General features: G+C 70.9%; 16 protein-coding genes. 7 read left to right on the top strand and 9 right to left on the bottom strand.

Going from position 1 to position 16,458, the window contains the following annotated elements; genetic code table 11:
• Window positions 1-72: 72 nt before the first annotated feature.
• From RL72_RS04570 to RL72_RS20340, 4 genes are all read left to right on the top strand, one after another.
• A complete protein-coding gene (locus tag RL72_RS04570; RefSeq protein ID WP_045249633.1) occupies window positions 73-390 on the top strand; it encodes a GNAT family N-acetyltransferase in 318 nt (105 codons plus the stop codon).
• Window positions 387-1,328 carry a pirin family protein gene (locus RL72_RS04565; RefSeq protein ID WP_045249632.1) on the top strand — a complete coding sequence of 314 codons (942 nt, stop codon included), beginning with the start codon at window positions 387-389 and terminating at the stop codon, window positions 1,326-1,328. Before RL72_RS04570 ends, RL72_RS04565 begins: the two co-directional genes overlap by 4 nt.
• 70 nt (window positions 1,329-1,398) lie before the next feature.
• Window positions 1,399-1,944, top strand: coding sequence for an ECF transporter S component (locus RL72_RS04560; protein ID WP_045249631.1), 546 nt, complete (start codon window positions 1,399-1,401; stop codon window positions 1,942-1,944).
• Between the two features lie 74 nt (window positions 1,945-2,018).
• On the top strand, window positions 2,019-4,646 hold the full coding sequence (locus RL72_RS20340) for an ATP-binding cassette domain-containing protein (RefSeq protein ID WP_082072069.1): 2,628 nt from the start codon (window positions 2,019-2,021) through the stop codon (window positions 4,644-4,646).
• A gap of 193 nt (window positions 4,647-4,839) precedes the next feature.
• Here the strand turns inward: RL72_RS20340 and RL72_RS04550 are convergent, their stop codons facing one another.
• The 7 genes from RL72_RS04550 to RL72_RS04520 form a co-directional block, all read right to left on the bottom strand.
• A complete protein-coding gene (locus RL72_RS04550) occupies window positions 4,840-5,604 on the bottom strand; it encodes an ABC transporter permease (protein ID WP_045249630.1) in 765 nt (254 codons plus the stop codon).
• Window positions 5,601-6,416, bottom strand: a complete 816-nt coding sequence (locus RL72_RS04545; protein WP_045249629.1) for an ABC transporter ATP-binding protein — start codon at window positions 6,414-6,416, stop codon at window positions 5,601-5,603. The genes RL72_RS04550 and RL72_RS04545 overlap by 4 nt, the downstream gene beginning before the upstream one ends.
• A 2-nt stretch (window positions 6,417-6,418) precedes the next feature.
• Window positions 6,419-6,784 (bottom strand): DUF1048 domain-containing protein, encoded by a 366-nt coding sequence (locus RL72_RS04540; protein ID WP_045249628.1) that lies wholly within the window; start codon window positions 6,782-6,784, stop codon window positions 6,419-6,421.
• 1 nt (window position 6,785) lies between these two features.
• Window positions 6,786-7,142 (bottom strand): PadR family transcriptional regulator, encoded by a 357-nt coding sequence (locus RL72_RS04535; protein WP_045249627.1) that lies wholly within the window; start codon window positions 7,140-7,142, stop codon window positions 6,786-6,788.
• A gap of 223 nt (window positions 7,143-7,365) precedes the next feature.
• A complete protein-coding gene (locus RL72_RS04530; RefSeq protein ID WP_045249626.1) occupies window positions 7,366-7,815 on the bottom strand; it encodes a hypothetical protein in 450 nt (149 codons plus the stop codon).
• A gap of 160 nt (window positions 7,816-7,975) precedes the next feature.
• On the bottom strand, window positions 7,976-9,139 hold the full coding sequence (locus RL72_RS04525; RefSeq protein WP_045249625.1) for an acyl-CoA dehydrogenase family protein: 1,164 nt from the start codon (window positions 9,137-9,139) through the stop codon (window positions 7,976-7,978).
• Window positions 9,140-9,301: 162 nt separating this feature from the next.
• Window positions 9,302-10,270 (bottom strand): M15 family metallopeptidase, encoded by a 969-nt coding sequence (locus RL72_RS04520; RefSeq protein ID WP_248700370.1) that lies wholly within the window; start codon window positions 10,268-10,270, stop codon window positions 9,302-9,304.
• A gap of 97 nt (window positions 10,271-10,367) precedes the next feature.
• Between RL72_RS04520 and RL72_RS04515 the strand changes: the two genes are divergently transcribed.
• Window positions 10,368-11,408, top strand: a complete 1,041-nt coding sequence (locus tag RL72_RS04515) for an Rv2578c family radical SAM protein (RefSeq protein ID WP_045249624.1) — start codon at window positions 10,368-10,370, stop codon at window positions 11,406-11,408.
• 30 nt (window positions 11,409-11,438) lie between these two features.
• Here RL72_RS04515 and RL72_RS04510 read toward each other — a convergent pair whose 3' ends face one another.
• Entirely contained in the window at window positions 11,439-12,272 is an 834-nt protein-coding gene (locus RL72_RS04510; RefSeq protein WP_045249623.1) for an aggregation-promoting factor C-terminal-like domain-containing protein, read from the bottom strand.
• A 238-nt stretch (window positions 12,273-12,510) separates the two neighbouring features.
• Here RL72_RS04510 and RL72_RS04505 point away from each other — a divergent pair, with 238 nt between their 5' ends.
• Window positions 12,511-12,990, top strand: coding sequence for a GNAT family N-acetyltransferase (locus RL72_RS04505; RefSeq protein WP_045249622.1), 480 nt, complete (start codon window positions 12,511-12,513; stop codon window positions 12,988-12,990).
• Window positions 12,991-13,011: 21 nt separating this feature from the next.
• On the opposite strand, the gene RL72_RS04500 is transcribed toward RL72_RS04505, so the two are convergent.
• On the bottom strand, window positions 13,012-15,138 hold the full coding sequence (locus RL72_RS04500) for a DEAD/DEAH box helicase (RefSeq protein ID WP_045249621.1): 2,127 nt from the start codon (window positions 15,136-15,138) through the stop codon (window positions 13,012-13,014).
• A 369-nt stretch (window positions 15,139-15,507) separates the two neighbouring features.
• On the opposite strand from RL72_RS04500, the gene RL72_RS04495 reads away from it, so the two are divergent.
• On the top strand, window positions 15,508-16,410 hold the full coding sequence (locus RL72_RS04495; protein ID WP_045249620.1) for an aldose 1-epimerase family protein: 903 nt from the start codon (window positions 15,508-15,510) through the stop codon (window positions 16,408-16,410).
• Window positions 16,411-16,458 lie beyond the last annotated feature (48 nt).

Here is a 16,458-nt window from a genome sequence, read left to right as displayed (position 1 = left end):
CACAGGCGCGACCCGGGGTGCGCCGCCGGGCGTAGGTTGGACGCGAACCGCCGCACTGCACGAAGGAGCGTCATGCCCGAGACCGCCGTGACCCTGAACGAGGCCGAGTCCCGCTACGAGATCACCAGCGACGGCGCCCTCGCCGGGTTCGCCGAGTTCCAGCGCCGGCCGGGGATGATCCTGTTCGTGCACACCGAGGTGGATCCGGAATTCCAGGGTCAGGGGCTCGCCTCGAAGCTCGCGGCCGGAGCGCTCGCGGACGCGGTCGCGTCGGGCGACACGATCGTGCCCTACTGCCCGTACATCAACAAGTACCTGCGCACGCACGAGGTCCCGGGGGCGAAGGTGCGCTTCCCCTCCGCGCCCGCCGCGGCGGAGAGCGCGGAATGACCCTGCACGGGCCGCGCGCGGTCGTGCTGGAGGCGCGCGAGGTGCCCCTCGGCGGCGTGCGCGCGATGAACGTGATGCGCTCCCTGCCGAGCAAGGACGTGCCGACGATCGGCGCCTGGTGCTTCCTCGACCGGTTCGGCCCGGCGGACGTGCGCATGCGCGTGGAGCCGCATCCGCACATCGGCCTGCAGACCGTGACCTGGCCGCTCGTGGGGGAGATCCGTCACCGCGACACCCTCGACAGCGACGTCGTGCTGCGTCGCGGACAGCTGAACCTCATGACGGCCGGGAACGGCATCGCGCACTCGGAGTACTCCGTGGGCGAGGAGGCGGGCCCGCTCGACGCCCTGCAGCTCTGGGTGGTGCTGCCCGACGGCGCGGCCACCGGATCCCCTGGTTTCGAGCAGCACCTGTCGCTGCCCGGGCTCGCACTGTCGGCAGAGCGGGGATCCGACGCCGACGTCACCGTCGTCATGGGGACGTACGCCGGGGTCGCCTCGCCGGCGACCGCCTACACGCCGATCGTCGGTGCGGAGATCCGCCTCGAGCCCGGATCGCGCGTCGCCCTGCCGCTCGACCCCGCCTGGGAGCACGGTCTCGTGCTCGTCGACGGCGACGCCCGGGTGTCCGCCGCCGACCTCAACGAGACGGCCCTCTCCGCCGATGACGTGCTGTTCCTGGGCGATTCCCGCCAGAGCGCGATCGTGGGCAGCGACGGCGGCGCACTCCTCTTCCTCCTCGGCGGCGAGCCGTTCGAGCAGGATCTCGTGATGTGGTGGAACTTCGCCGCGCGCAGCCACGACGAGATCGCCCTGGCACGCGAGGACTGGGAGGCCGGATCCGACCGGTTCGGCCATGTCGTCGGCCACGGCGACGAGCGGGTGCCGGCACCGCCCATCCCCCCGGTGCAACTCATGCCGAGGCGCCGCCGCATCTGACCGCTCCCGGCGGGGACAGGCTCGCGCCGCACGAGACCGCCGCGTCGGGGGCCGCCGGTACGCTGGACGGGTGCCCGCCGTCCGCTCCCCGCTGCCTACGCGGATCCTGCTCGTCTGCGCCGCCATCGGGGTCGCCACGGGACTGCTCGGCGCCGCCGCGGGCTGGGTGACGATCCCCGTGATCGCGGGCGCGCCCTTCGCCTACGGCCTGGTGCTGGGCTCGCACGTGCTGCCGGGGATCATCGCGCAGGAGGTGCTGCGCCGCCCCCTGGTCGCACTGCTCACGCACGTGCTCGCCGCCCTCGTCGCGAGCGCCTTCAACCCCATCTGGTTCCCGCGGTTCCTCGGCACCGCCCTGCTGTTCGGCCTGATCCAGGAGGGCGTCGCGGCCCTGACCCGGTACCGGTCGTGGGGAGCGTGGCGGTTCTTCGTCTCTGCGGCGATCATCGGCGTGATCATCGCGGTCGTGGTGTTCTTCGCGGTCGACCTCGAGAAGCTGCCCCTCTGGGCGCGGATCGTGTACCTGCCGCTCGCGGTGCTCGGCCCGATCGCCTGGACGGCCATCGGCCTGCGGATCGGGATCTCGCTGCGCCGCGCCGGCGTCGCCCCGCACTGACCGCGGAGCCGAGGACGGCCCCCGGGACCTCCGGGTTAGGCTTGCCTAAGCTGTCGCCTTCGAAACGGAACCCCATGCCCGCCGTCCCGCTCCTGCGCGTGCGCGATCTCACGATCACGCATCGCGGCGCGGGCGCCCCCGCCGTGCGCGACCTCTCGTTCGACGTGCACGCCGGCGAGGTCGTGCTGCTGCTCGGCCCCTCCGGCTCCGGCAAGTCCACGCTCGCCCTCGCGCTGGCCGGGCTGATCCCGCACTCCCTCGAGGCCGAGGTCACCGGCACGGTCGCGATCGGCGGCCACGACACGGCGACCACCCCGGCCGCCGTGCTGAGCCGGCAGGTCAGCACCGTGTTCCAGGATCCGGATGCACAGATCGTCACCGGATCCGTGCTCGACGAGGCCGCGTTCGCCCTGGAGAACCTGTGCCTGCCGGTCGGCGAGGTGCTGGCCCGTGCAGAGCAGGCGCTGCGCGCGATGGGCCTGTGGGCGCGGCGCGAGGAGAACCCGGATCGCCTGTCCGGAGGCGGGAAGCAGCGCCTGGCGATCGCGGCCGCGCTCGCCACCGCCGCCCCCGTGCTCATCCTCGACGAGCCCACCGCCAACCTCGACCCCCAGGGCACCGCCGAGGTGCACGCCGCACTCGCCGGCATCGCCGCCCCCGAACGCGCGATCGTCCTCGTGGAGCACGACCTCGACGGCGCCGTCCCGCTCGCGACCCGCGCGATCGTGCTGGACGACACCGGACGGCTGGCCTTCGACGGCCCAGCCGCGGAGCTCCTGCACGAGCATGCCGACGCCCTTGTGGCCCTGGGCGTGCGGCTGCCGACCGCGACACTCGCCGCTCGACGGCTGAACGAGCGGATCCCCGAGCTCGCTGCGGATCCGCTCCCCCTCCCGCTCACGCCCGCGGAGCTCGCCGCGTCGCTGTCCCGTTTCGAGGAGCGATGTTCGACGGACTTCCGCCCCGATCCCGACCGACTTCGCCCCCCGGACGCGGAGACCCGCCCTCCGGCTGCGATCATCACGGCGCGAGGGCTCGACCTGGCGCGCGGGGGCGTCCCGGTGCTGCGCGGCATCGACCTCGACATCGCGCCCGCGTCGATCACCGCAGTGATCGGCCCGAACGGCGCGGGCAAGACGACCCTGGTGCAGGCGCTGGCAGGCGTCATCCCACCGCCCCGAGGGCGCGTGCTCGTCGACGACGTCGATCCGGCGACCGCGTCGCCCCGGGTGATGGCGAGCCACCTGGGGTTCGTGTTCCAGAACCCGGAGCACCAGTTCGTCGCGCACACCGTGTTCGACGAGCTCGCGCACGGCCTCCGGCTGCGCCGCACCCCGCCGGAGGAGATCGCGGTGCGGGTGGCGGCGATGCTCGACCGGTTCGGCCTCGCGCACAAGGCCGACACGCATCCGTATCTGCTGTCCGGCGGGGAGAAGCGCCGGCTCTCGGTGGGCACCGCCCTGATCGCCCGGCCCCGGATCCTCGTGCTGGACGAGCCGACCTTCGGACAGGATCTGCGGCGCACCGACGAGCTGCTGGCCCTGTTCCGCGAGCTGCGCGCCGACGGCACCACGATCCTGCTCGTGACCCACGACCTCGACCTCGTCGTGCGGCACACGACGCACGCGGTGCTCGTCGACGACGGCGCCGTCGTCGCCTCCGGCCCCACGCAGGCGCTCGTCCGCGACGGACGGATCCCGCTCCCGGCGGCCTACGCGGCCGTGCCGCCGCCCCTGCGCGGCCTGCTCGCCGACGAGCCGCCCTCCCCGGCATCTCCCCCGGCCGACCCTTCGGCGTCTCCCTTGATGCCCCCTTCGGCGCCTCCCCGGAACACGACGCAGGAGAATCCGGCTCCTTCGCGGCCACAGCACGCGGACACGGGGGTTTCTCCTGCGTTGCGTCCTGAGGGCGCGGGCTCTGGGACGGGAGCGGCGGATCCGGCGGGGGCCTGGCTGCACGGACTGAACCCGCTCGCGAAGCTCGGGGCCGTGGTGCCCGCCCTGGTCGTGCTGCTGTTCGTGCGCGACATCGCGACGCCCGCCGCGTTCCTGGCGCTCGCGTACGGCGTGGTCCTCACCGGGGCGCGGCTGAGCCGCCGGGCGTGGGCCGTGCTCCTGCTGGGGGTGCCGGCCGGGGTGCTCGTGCTCACGGCCGCGATGGCGTTGTGGACGGATCCGAGTCAGGTCTCCGCGTCACCGGCCGCGCTGCGGATCGGGGACTGGACGCTGTACACGGGCGCACTCGAGGCAGGGCTCGCCACGGGTCTTCGGCTCGCCGCGATCCTCGGCCTCAGCCTGATCCCGGGGCTGACCACCGTCGGCGCGGACGTGGCGCGCTCCGCGGTGCAGCAGCTGCGTGTGCCGTACCGGATCGGCTACACCGCCCTCGCGGCGTACCGGTTCGTGCCGCGCTTCGGCTACGAGCTCGGCGTGATCCGTGCGGCGCACCGGGTGCGCGGCACGCACGGAGGGCGGGGCCCGTTCGCCCGCCTCGCGCGCGGCTGGGGCTACATCGTGCCGCTGCTGGCGAGCGCGATCCGGCATGCGGAGCGCGTGGCGCTGGCGATGGACGGACGCGCCTTCGGCGCCTACCCCAGCCGCACCGAGCGGCACGAAGTCCCTTTCCGCACCCGCGACGTCGTCTTCATCGTCCTGATGCTCGCCGCCTCCGCCGCGATACTCATCGTCACCTGGCGGTCATAGCCGACTTCGAAGCGCGCAATTGGCTGCATCCCTCGGGGAGATCGGGTCAGATGCGCGCTTCGAAACGGGACAAGCCGCGGCCTGGGGCCGAACCGCCTCGAACCGCCTCCGGGCGCACGGGGCGCCGAAGGCGGTTCGATCCGGTTCGGAGGAGCCGGTTGCCGAGCCTGTTCGCATGAGCGGAGCGGCTCGATCAGCTGATCTTCTTCCGGTAGATGGCGATCGCGGCGATGTACGCGACGACCAGGATCCCGACCATCCAGGCGAGCGCGATCCAGATGCTCGATCCCACCGGCGTGCCGGCGAACAGGGCGCGGATCGTGTTCACGATCGAGGTGACCGGCTGGTTCTCGGCGAACCAGGCCACGGGTCCGGGCATCGAGGACGTCGGGACGAACGCCGAGCTGATGAACGGCAGGAAGATCAGCGGGTAGCTGAAGGCGCTCGCACCGTCCACGGTCTTGGCGCTGAGCCCGGCGATCACCGCGAGCCAGGTGAGGGACAGGGTGAACAGGATGAGGATCCCCGCCACCGCCAGCCACGCTCCGACCGAGGCTCCCGTGCGGAACCCCATGGCGAACGCGACCCCGACCACGATCGCGACCGAGACGATGTTCGCGACCACCGAGGTGAGCACGTGCGCCCACAGCACGCTCGAACGTGCGATGGGCATCGACTGGAACCGCTCGAAGATCCCGCCCTGCAGGTCGAGGAACAGCCGGTACGAGGTGTAGGCGATGCCCGAGGCGATCGTGATCAGCAGGATGCCCGGGAGCATGTAGTTGATGTACGACTCGTCGGATCCGGTGTGGATCGCGCCGCCGAGCACGTAGACGAACAGCAGCATGAGGGCGATCGGGGTCACCGCGGTGGTGATGATCGTGTCGGGGCTGCGCAGGATGTGCTTGAGCGATCGGCCCGTCAGGGTGCCGGTGTCGCTGAGGACGTGACTGGTCATTTCGATGCCTCCTTCTGGTTCACGGGGCGTGCCTCCGTGGTGTCGCCGGCCGCGGACGGACCGACCAGGGCGAGGAAGACCTCCTCGAGGGTGGGCTGCTTCTCGACGTACTCGACGGTCGTCTGGGGCAGCAGCTTCTTGAGCTCTTCGAGGGTGCCGTTCTGGATGATGGTGCCCTCGTGCAGGATCGCGATCCGGTCGGCCAGCTGCTCCGCCTCATCGAGATACTGCGTGGTCAGCAGCACGGTCGTGCCGCCGTCGGCGAGCTCCTTCACGGTGTCCCAGACCTCGATCCGCGCCTGCGGGTCGAGACCGGTCGTCGGCTCGTCGAGGAAGATGATCGGCGGGTTGCCGATCAGGCTCATCGCGATGTCGAGGCGCCGGCGCATGCCGCCGGAATAGGTGCCCGCGCGGCGCCCGCCCGCGTCGGTGAGCGAGAACCGGGCGAGCAGGGCGTCGGCGACGGATCCGGGATCCTTCAGGTGACGGAGCTTCGCGACGAGCACGAGGTTCTCGCGTCCGCTGAGGACCTCGTCGACGGCGGCGAACTGCCCCGTGAGGCTGATCGACTCGCGCACGTCGTTCGGCGCGGCGGCGACGTCGTGGCCCTGCACGGTGGCGGTGCCGCCGTCGGCCTTGAGCAGCGTGGAGAGGATGCGCACCAGGGTGGTCTTGCCTGCGCCGTTCGAGCCGAGCAGGGCGAAGATGCTGCCCCGCTCGACCTCGAAGTCGACGCCGCGGAGCACCTGCAGGTCCTTGAACGCCTTGGTGACGCCCTGCACGCGGATCGCGGGGGCGAGGGTGGTGGTCATGATCACTTCTCCTTCCGGGCGGCGTCGTCGACCGCCTTGTTGAGGCGGGTGCGCTCCTTGTCGAGCCACACCTTGCCGTTGTAGGCGCGGGCGAACGTCTCGGCGAACTCTGCCGGGTCGTCGCCCACGATGTCGCGCACCGGCGTGCCGTCGGCCGCTGCGCGCTCCCAGAGATCGGCGAGGTCGGTGAGCATCGTGACCATGACATCGCCGTCGACGATGCCGCCGGCGACCATCAGGTAGCGGTCCGTGGCCTTGGCGACCGTGCCGTAGGGCTCGGGAAGGGCCTCGATGCGGGCCTTGTACTGCCGGTACTGCTTCTTCTGCTCGAGGGACCCGGTGAGGGCTTCGATCCACTTGGCGGCCATGTCAGGCTCCTTCATTCGTGTCGGTCGTGCTGCTGTCGGTGTGGCGGAGCTGTTCGATGTGCTCTGCGAGGAAGCTCCAGGTCCTCCAGAACTCGGCGAGCTGATCCCGCCCCTGGCTGTTGAGGGAGTACACCTTGCGCGGCGGCCCCTTCTCGGAGGGGACCTTCTCCACGTCCACGAGGCCCCTCTGCTCGATGCGCACCAGCAGCGCGTAGACCGTGCCCTCCGCGATGTCGGAGAACCCTCCGTCCCGCAGCCGCGTGGTGATCTCGTATCCGTAGGCCGATCGCTCGGCCAGGATCGCCAGGACGATCCCTTCGAGAGTGCCCTTGAGCATCTCGGTCATCTGACTCGCCATCGCGATCGCCTCCTTCTTTTACTCAGTGTTGTTGACTACCGGTAGACAGTAACACTGAGTACCGGTACATAGCAACACTGAATAGCGATCTTTTTTCCCGCTCCCGCGGGCACCCTCAGGACGACGACGAACACCCCGGATCCGAGGATCCGGGGTGGCACCGTCGCACGATCAGGTCGACACGAAGGCGGCGAGCGCACGATGCGCGCGATGCGCGCGATCGTCAGGCTCCGTCGACGGCGCGGAGCAGCCGCGCACCGTCCTCGTGGAGCAGAAGCTGCGCGCGCAGGGGGAGACCGAGAGACGACGCCTGCCGCCGCATCGCCCTGGCCCAGAGCCGGACCTCGTCGCCTTCGCCGCCCACCGTCTCATCGCCGACGCGCTCCCACACGAGCACGACGGCCGCGTTGCCGGTGAGCTCGCGGAGCATCTCGATCCGATGCGCGAGCACCTGCGCCTGCGTGACGTCGTCGACATCCTCGATCGAGACCGGGTCGAGCGGGTCGGACGGGTAGTCGGCCATCGGCATGAGCGGATCCCCGAGCCGCCCGCGGCCGTCGAGGAAGAGCAACCACAGCCGTCGCTGGCCCGCGCGGTGGAGCAGCAGCTCCACCGCGTCGCGGAGGTCGTCGTCTTCCGTGAGCGCGTGATCGCGCAGAGTCTCTGGATTCATGCGGGCCAGCCTGACGCCCGGGCAGGGCCCGCGGTCCGCAGAGAACGCAACCGGTGCACACCTGTGCAGGATCCGCGATTGTGGAGACCGCTCGATCGATCGACGACGAACGCCCCCGGATCCGTGGGTCCAGGGGCGTTCGAGAAGGTGCGTCGGGCGCTCAGCGCTTGCCGGCGATCTGCCGACCGACCAGGTCGCGCATGATCTCGTTCGTGCCGCCGTAGATGCGGTGCACGCGGGCGTCGGTGAAGGCCTTCGCGATCGGGTACTCCATGATGTAGCCGTAGCCGCCGTGCAGCTGCACACCCGTGTCGAGCACCTCCCACTCGCGCTCGGTCGTCCAGAACTTGACCTTCGCGGCATCCTCGGCCGACAGCTTGCTGTCCTTGTAGGCGAGCAGCGCGCGGTCGACGTACGCCCACATCACCTCGGTCGTGGTGACCATGTCGGCGAGGCGGAAGCGCGTGTTCTGGAAGTCGGCGATGCGCTCGCCGAACGCCTCGCGATCCTTGGTGTAGGCGATGGTCCACTTCGTCGCCGCCTCGGCCGCGGCCGCCGCGGCCACGCCGATCGAGAGGCGCTCGAGAGGAAGGTTCATCATCAGCTGGATGAAGCCCTGCCCCTCCTTGCCGCTGATCAGGTTCTCGTCGGGGATGAACACGTCGGTGAAGCTCAGCTCCGCCGTGTCCCAGCCGTGGAAGCCCATCTTGCTGAGCTTCTTGCCCTGGTCGAAGCCCTCCATGCCCTTCTCGACGATCAGCAGGCTGAAGGCGTCGGGGCGGTTGCCCTCGCCGGTCTTGACAAACGTGACGACGATGTCGGCCGTGGTCCCGGAGGAGATGAAGGTCTTGGCTCCGTTGAGGATGTATCCGCCGTCGACCTTCTTCGCATTGGTCTTGATGCCGCGCAGATCGGAGCCCGCGCCGGGATCGGTCATCGCGAGCGCACCGAGCACCTCGCCCGTCGCCATGCGGGGCAGCCACTTCGCCTTCTGCTCCGGCGTGCCCATGTGCACGAGATACGGCACGGCCAGGTCGTCCTGGATCCCGAACGCGCCGGCCAGCGACCCGGCTCCGGCCGCGATGACCTCCTCCATCACGATCGTGCGGAAGCGGTAGTCCTGAAGCATCCCGGCGCCGCCGAACTCCTCCGGCACGGAGAGCCCGATCAGGCCCGCCTCGCCGGCCGCGAGCATGGTCGCGCGGTCGATCTCGCCGGCCGCCTCCCAGCGCTCGATGGCCTCATTCGTGACGTGGCGACCGATGAACTCCTTGACGAGACCCCGGAAAGCCTCGTGATCCTCGTCGTAGATGTCGCGTTCCATCGCGCTCCTCCAGATCGTGTGTGCGTCTTCGCACTCGCGATCCTATGCGGACTTCCGGGGATCTCCGCCTCGATTGTGGGAATGCATCCCACCACGGGTGAGACTGCGTGTCACGCTTTGTGCGAACGGTCCATACCCTCTCGCGGCGGCCGTCGCGCTCCGTCATCCCGCGTAGGCGGGAGCCGCGGGGAGCCCGAAGAACTGCTCAAGGGTGGCGTATCCCCCGTCGTGATAGGCGGTCGCGAGGGGAACGCCGACGTAGCGCAGGTGCCAGGGCTCGGCGTCGTACCCGGTGATCGGCGTCTGCCCCGCGACGTAGCGCACGATGAAGCCGTACTGCCAGCCGTTCTGCGCCACCCATGCGCCGGCGTCGGTGCCGCCGAACGAGTCGATGCTGCCGCAGCCGCCCGCGCAGGAGACGACATCGGCGGCCAGACCGGTCTGGTGCTCGCTGTGCCCGGGACGGGCGGACAGCGCGTCTCCCTGCGCCTGCCCGTACTGCGCGATCTGCCCCGAGTAGGTCTGCACCTGGGTGTCGTAGGAGCGGTATCCGCTGGCGAGCGCGATCGAGCCCACGCCCGCGGCATCCGCCCCCGCGGAGAGCCGGTCGAGGGCCTGGGCCACGTCCGAGCGGACGGATCCGGCTCCGTCCACCGAGAGCGCGGGATCGCCGAACGACGACGGCGCGAAGGTGATCGGGTTCAGCGGACGGATCTTGTTCACCACGACCCAGTCGCGGTTCGGGTCTGCCAGGTCGATGCACGGCGCGTTCCCGGTCGCGACCGCCGCGCGGAACGCGGCGCCTCCACCGAACGCACCGATCACGGCGTCGTCCCCGCCGGACGCCAGCGCCTGCTGCACGGCCGGGAGCGCGCACGGATCCGCCGCCGTGACCGCACGCAGCCGCACCGCCGGAAGGCTGGTGGCGGCCGCAGGCATCTCGATGCGCGCCGCGGCGGCCGGATCCGGATCCTTCACGCCCGCGCCGCGCGGCCCGTTCTGCGCCGAGCCGTCGGCGAGCGACCAGAGCGCGCCGATCAGCGCGACCGCCAGACCGATCGTGACGGACGCCACGAGCACCAGACGCGGATGCATGCCGCGACCGCGCGTCGGTTGCCTCGGGTAAGCCACGGCTCCATTCTCACCGCCCGACCTGAAGATCGCCCACTTTCGAATCTTCGACCGATCGATGCTTGACTCAGTATCGTCGTTATGTTCGAATGTCTGCATGAGATGGCAAGGGCAGAGGATCGACGACACCGACGCTCAGGCACTGCCGGGCATGGAGAACCGCACAGGCTTCCTGCGCACCGTGACCACGCCCGACTTCGCCGGGATGACGTTCCACGAGGTGCTCGCGAAGTCCGCACTGAACCACGTGCCCGGTCCGTCGAAGATGCCGTTCTCCTGGACGGTCAACCCCTACCGGGGCTGCAGTCATGCATGTTCGTACTGCTTTGCCCGGGGAACCCACACGTATCTGGACCTGGACGCGGGGCGCGACTTCGATTCGCAGATCGTCGTCAAGGTCAACGTCGTCGAGACGCTCGAGAAAGAGCTGCGGCACGGATCCTGGCGGCACGAGACCGTCGCTCTCGGGACGAACACCGATCCGTATCAGCGCGCCGAGGGACGGTACCGCCTGATGCCGGGGATCATCCGCGCGCTCGCGGAGTCCGGCACCCCCTTCTCCGTGCTGACCAAGGGCACTCTGATCCGCCGCGACATCCCTCTGCTCGTCGACGCGGCCGCGCAGGTCCCCGTCGACGTGCAGCTGTCGATCGCGATGTTCGATGAGACGCTGCGCGAGGCGATCGAGCACGGAGCCCCGTCCACGCAGGCACGGCTCGACACCGTGCGAGCGCTGAGCGACGCCGGATTCCGGGTGGGGGTGTTCCTGATGCCGATCCTGCCGCACCTGACAGACTCGGTGAACGCGATCGACGGCGCGCTGCGCCGGATCAGGGAGGCCGGTGCCGACCATGTGATCTACGGCGCGCTGCACCTGCGCGCCGGGGTGAAGCCGTGGTTCCTGCAATGGCTCTCCGAGCATCGGCCCGACCTGCTGTCGTCGTATCGGGCCCTGTATCCGGGCGCGGCGGCCGAGGCTCCTAAGGACTACCGGCAATGGCTCGGGCGACGGGTCAAGCCCCTGATCCGGATGCACGGCCTGGAGGCGCTGCACTCCGACGACCGCCCGGCCCGTGCACGCAGGACGGCTCCGGAGCGCGTGGTGCGCACTCCGGAGCCGTCGGCGATGCTGTTCTGATCGCGCCCGCGGTCGATGCCGCTGCGGGGCTCAGTACCAGTTCGTGGCCTGCGAGTGACCCCAGGCCGAGCAGGGGGTCCCGTAGACGCTGGAGATGTAGCCGAGACCCCAGCGCACCTGGGTGACGGCGTTCGTCTCCCAGTCATCGCCGGCGCTCGCCATCTTGCCGCCCGGCAGCGCCTGCGGGATCCCGGTCGCGCCGGACGGGTTGTACGCCTGGTAGTCCCAGCCCGACTCCTTGTTCCACAGCGAGTTCAGGCACTGGAACTGGTCGTCGCCCCAGCCGTACTCGCTCGCCATGATCTGCTGCGCGGCGGCGCGGGCGCCGTCGGGGGTGTTCGCGGCAGCCTGCGCCTCGGCAGCGGCCTGCGCGGCAGCGGCGGCCTGGGCGGCGGCCGCATCGGCCGCCTGCTTCTGGGCGACCGCGTTGTTCAGGTTGGTGCGCACCTCGGCTACCTGCGACTCGATCTTCTCCGAGTAGTCGGTGACGACGACGGCGAGCGTGGTGTTCACCGCGCCCTTGTCCGACGCCGCATCCGACAGCACCTCGTGCGCCGACTGCAGGCCGGTCACGTCGACGAGCTTGCGCGCCTGTCCGAGGTCGAGCCCGGAGGACTTGACGTCGGCATTGACCGCGGTGGCATCGGCGATCGCCGTCTTGGCCGTGTCGAGGGCGGCGCGCACCTGCACGCGCTGGTTGTACGAGGTCACATCGTCGACCGGGGCGGCGGCCGGAGCGGCCGAGGCGACGGCCGGCGCGATGAGCACGGCCCCGCCGACGGCGAGGGCGCCGAGCACGGCGGTGGCGCCGACGATGGTGAGGGTCTTGCGGCGGGCAGAGCGGAAGAACGGGTTTCTCGACATGACGAAGTAACGATCCTTGAAGTCCTCGGCGTCACTCGGGTGGTGACGTGAACGCCCTCGGGTCGGGCGCACAAGGTAACGATCCTGCATCACTCAGTCTGGGAGGTTCCCGAGTTTCGCCCGGATGCACCAGAATTTTTTACCCGATTCCCAGGATCACGTCTCGCCCCGCCAGGGACGCGCGCACACCGATCACCGTGTCCGCGACGACGTCCGCACCCCCGGCTACCGTGGCGGCATGGTGACACTGCGCCCGTGGCGCGACGAGGACCGTCCGCTGCTCGACGCCTTCAACACGCCCGCGATGACCGCCCATCTCGTCGCAGCGGAGAGCACGGACGAGCTCGATCGTCGACACCAGCGCTATCTGAAGGACGATCTGCCGGGGCGGATGCTCGTGATCGTCGACGGATCCGACGCCGTCGGCTCGATCGGCTACTGGGAGGTCCACGAGGAGACCGGCGACATCGTCTGGGAGACGGGTTGGAGCGTCCTGCCCGCGCATCAGGGCCACGGCTTCGCGGCCCTGGCCGTGCGGGAGCTGCTCGCGGTCGTGCGCGCCGACGGACGGCACGACGAGATCCACGCCTATCCCTCGGTCGACAATGCGCCCTCGAACGCGCTCTGCGCGCGCGCCGGGTTCACGCTGCGCGAGACCCGGCGGTTCCCGTTCCGCGGCGGGGAGCTCGTGGTCAACGACTGGGCGCTGACACTCTGAGACCCCGCCGCGGGGCCGGACTCAGGAGGTGAGGTCTGCCGCGGTCGGCACGCGTCCCGCGATCTCCTCGAGGAGGTCGTCGCCGACGCGCGCCTCCTCGAAGGGCGCGTCGATCTCCGCGCGGTCCAGCAGCTCGGTCATGCGGCGGCGGCGCTGACGGGTGATCAGGGTCACGACACGACCGGCGTTCCCCGCGCGACCGGTGCGACCGGCCCGGTGCAGGTAGGTCTTGTACTCGTCCGGGGCGTCGGCCTGCACGACCAGGTCGATGTCGTCGACGTGGATGCCGCGCGCGGCGACGTCGGTCGCGACGAGCACGTTGACCCGGCCCGAGGTGAGCTTCTGCAGGTTGCGCGTGCGCTTGGCCTGGTTCAGGTCGCCGTGCAGCGAGACCGCGGGGATCCCGGCGTCCTCGAACTGCTCGGCGAGCTGCTCCGCGAAGGCGCGCGTGCGCGAGAACACGAGCGTGCGCCCGTCGCGATCCACCAGCGACGCCAGGATCTCGGCCTTGTCACGGTGCTCGATCACGAGCACGCGGTGCTCGATCGTGCCGGAGTCCTGGGTCTCGCCCGCGACCTCGAACACAGCCGGTTCCACCAGGAACTCGTCGACGAGCGCGGCGACCTCGCGATCCAGCGTCGCCGAGAACAGCAGCTTCTGGCTGGACGCGCCACCGGGCAGCGCCGTGCCGGTGTGGCGCAGGATCCGCTGCACCGGCTCCACGAAGCCGAGCTCGCACATGTGGTCGGCCTCGTCGAGCACGGCGATCCGCACGTCGGAGAGGTCGAGCTTGCCCTGGTTGATCAGATCCTCGATGCGCCCCGGGGTGCCGATCACGATGTCGACGCCCTTCTTGAGCGCACCGACCTGGCGCGCCTGCGGGACGCCGCCGTAGATCTGGGTGGTGAACAGGCCGACGCTGCGCGCGATCGGCTGGATCGTGCGGTCGATCTGCAGCGCGAGCTCGCGGGTCGGGGCGAGCACGATCGCACGCGGAGAGCGACCGAACTCGCGCTTCTTGCCCTTCTGCGACTGCAGGATGCTCTCCACGAGCGGGGCGCCGAAGGCGATGGTCTTGCCGGATCCGGTGCGCCCGCGGGCGAGCACGTCGCGGCCCTCGAGGACGGCGGGCACCGACGCGGCCTGGATCGGGAACGGCGTCTCCGCCCCCATGTTGCTCAGGATCTCGACGATGTTGGATCCGAGTCCGAGGTCGCCGAAGGTCACGCCCGCGACCTCGGCGGCCTGCACGCTCTGCGCGGCGAGGCGCTCGTGCACCACGTCTTCGATCGCATCGTGCTTCGGGGCGCGGTCGGTGCCGCGGTTCCAGTCGTCGCGAGCCGGGCGCGGGGCGCGACGGTCGTCACGGCGGGCGCGGTCGTCCCGGTCGAACCGCGGACGGTCCGAACGGTCGTCACGGCGCGGACGGTCGTCTCGGCGGGCACGGTCGTCCCGGTCGAAACGGGGCCGCTCGGTGCGCTCGAAGCGCGGACGGTCCGAACGGTCGTCACGACGCGCACGGTCGTCCCGGTCGAAACGGGGACGGTCCGAACGGTCGTCACGACGCGCACGGTCGTCCCGGTCGAAACGGGGACGGTCCGAACGATCGTCGCGACGCGGACGGTCGTCCCGACGCGCACGGTCGTCCCGGTCGAAGCGGGGCCGCTCGGTGCTCTCGAAGCGCGGACGGTCATCCCGACGCGGACGGTCGTCCCGGTCGAAACGCGGACGGTCATCCCGGCGGGCACGGTCGTCCCGGTCGAAACGCGGACGGTCGTCGCGGCGGTGCGGGGCGTCGACACGTCCCGACTCCGCGCGGTTGCGGATCGCGCGCGACTCGTCGCGACCTGCGCGCTCCTGCGCCGACCAGCGCTGCTTGGGCGCCCGCTCGCCGGCGGCCGGCTCCGCGCGGTAGCCGCGATGGCCGGGGGAACGGCTGCCGGGGCGGGAGTCGACCCGGCGGTCGTCGCGCGCTGGGCGGGCGTCGCGGTCGTAGCCGCGGGCGTCGCGCTCGGCGCCGCGGCCGGTCTCGGCGTCGCGGACCGGGCGGCCCTGGCGGTGGCGATCGTGGAAGGAGGTCTTCTTCGCGTAGCGCGGCTCGAAGTTGGCCGAGGGGCGTCCGCCCTTGGGCTTGTGGTTCTTGGGCACGGGGTTGGTCCTTGTCTGGTTCTCGCACGAGAACAGCGCCCCATCGCCCTCGTGGGGCGCGGGGAAACCCGGGCAGTCGTCGGCCGGGGGCCATTCAGGTGATGGATGTCGCGCCCGGCGACGTCCGCCGAGCTCACCATCGGCCCTGGGCCGCCCCTCACGAGAGGCTCACACACATTCGCACACAGCCGCGCACCATCGGGGATCCCGAGGCCGCGGTCGCCCGAAGCCGACACGCGATTCTATCGGATCCGGCTGGGAATCCCCCTGTCCGCGTCACGCGCATGCACGTCCCCCTCGGTCGCGTGCGCCGATATGCAGGACGCCCCGCGGCCCCATCCCGCCCCCTCGCCGCTCTACGATGGCGACATGACCACTCCGACCGGCGTCCAGATCCACCTCGACGCGGGCGGAGTGCGCGCGCAGATCTCCCAGGTCGGCGCGTCGCTGCGCCACCTCGTCGTCGACGGGACCACGGTCGTGCCGCCCTATCCCGACGACCGGCCCGCCCCATCCTGCGCCGGCGTCGTACTCGTGCCGTGGCCGAACCGGATCCGCGACGGCGTCTGGATCGACGGCGACGAGACGCGGGCGCTCGCGATCACCGAGCCGAAGCTGCGCAACGCGATCCACGGGCTCCTCCGCTACACGGCTTACGAGATCGCCGAGCGCAGCGACACCACGGTGCTGCTGCGCGCCGACGTCGTACCGCAGATCGGCTACCCCTACCTCCTGGAGACGAGCGTGCGCTACACGCTCACCCCGGACGGCGTCTCGGTCGAGCACACGATCACCAACCGCTCCGAGGCCCCCGCCCCGGTGGCCCTCGGCACGCACCCGTTCCTCACGATCTCGGGTGCGGATCCGCGGGCGCTGCTGCTGCAGCTCCCTGCCGAGACGTTCTTCGAGACCGACGACCGCCTGCTTCCGATCGGGGAGTCGCCGGTGTCCGGCGGCACCGATCTGCGCACTCCGCGCCGCCTCGGCGACCTGCAGCTCGACACCGGCTTCGCGACGCTGCGCCGCGACCACGACGGCCTCGTGCGCAGCACCCTCACCGCGCCGGACGGCCGCACGGTGACGCTCTGGCAGGGCGAGGGCCTCGACTTCCTCCAGGCCTACACCAGCACGGGCTTCCCCGGTCAGGAGCTCGTGGTCGCGCTCGAGCCGATGTCGGCTCCGGCGGAGGCGTTCAACTCGGGCCGCGGACTGCGCCGGCTCGCACCGGCCGACACGTGGTCAGTCGAGTGGGGCGTGACCTTCGCCGGCTGAGCGGACCGATGGGATACTCTCGTCGGGAAATCACCTTTCCGGCATGCG

Source organism: Microbacterium azadirachtae (genome assembly GCF_000956545.1).
In the GTDB taxonomy this organism is placed as follows: Bacteria; Actinomycetota; Actinomycetes; order Actinomycetales; family Microbacteriaceae; genus Microbacterium; species Microbacterium azadirachtae.
This window is presented reverse-complemented; position numbering and strand designations above follow the sequence as displayed.

Excerpts from the sequence above, each read along its gene's own strand:
- RL72_RS04570 (WP_045249633.1), top strand. The coding sequence starts at position 73 with ATGCCCGAGACCGCCGTGACCCTGAACGAGGCCGAGTCCCGCTACGAG.
- RL72_RS04565 (WP_045249632.1), top strand. The coding sequence starts at position 387 with ATGACCCTGCACGGGCCGCGCGCGGTCGTGCTGGAGGCGCGCGAGGTG.
- RL72_RS20340 (WP_082072069.1), top strand. The coding sequence starts at position 2,019 with ATGCCCGCCGTCCCGCTCCTGCGCGTGCGCGATCTCACGATCACGCAT.
- RL72_RS04550 (WP_045249630.1), bottom strand. The coding sequence starts at position 5,604 with ATGACCAGTCACGTCCTCAGCGACACCGGCACCCTGACGGGCCGATCG.
- RL72_RS04545 (WP_045249629.1), bottom strand. The coding sequence starts at position 6,416 with ATGACCACCACCCTCGCCCCCGCGATCCGCGTGCAGGGCGTCACCAAG.
- RL72_RS04540 (WP_045249628.1), bottom strand. The coding sequence starts at position 6,784 with ATGGCCGCCAAGTGGATCGAAGCCCTCACCGGGTCCCTCGAGCAGAAG.
- RL72_RS04535 (WP_045249627.1), bottom strand. The coding sequence starts at position 7,142 with ATGGCGAGTCAGATGACCGAGATGCTCAAGGGCACTCTCGAAGGGATC.
- RL72_RS04530 (WP_045249626.1), bottom strand. The coding sequence starts at position 7,815 with ATGAATCCAGAGACTCTGCGCGATCACGCGCTCACGGAAGACGACGAC.
- RL72_RS04525 (WP_045249625.1), bottom strand. The coding sequence starts at position 9,139 with ATGGAACGCGACATCTACGACGAGGATCACGAGGCTTTCCGGGGTCTC.
- RL72_RS04515 (WP_045249624.1), top strand. The coding sequence starts at position 10,368 with ATGAGATGGCAAGGGCAGAGGATCGACGACACCGACGCTCAGGCACTG.
- RL72_RS04510 (WP_045249623.1), bottom strand. The coding sequence starts at position 12,272 with ATGTCGAGAAACCCGTTCTTCCGCTCTGCCCGCCGCAAGACCCTCACC.
- RL72_RS04505 (WP_045249622.1), top strand. The coding sequence starts at position 12,511 with ATGGTGACACTGCGCCCGTGGCGCGACGAGGACCGTCCGCTGCTCGAC.
- RL72_RS04495 (WP_045249620.1), top strand. The coding sequence starts at position 15,508 with ATGACCACTCCGACCGGCGTCCAGATCCACCTCGACGCGGGCGGAGTG.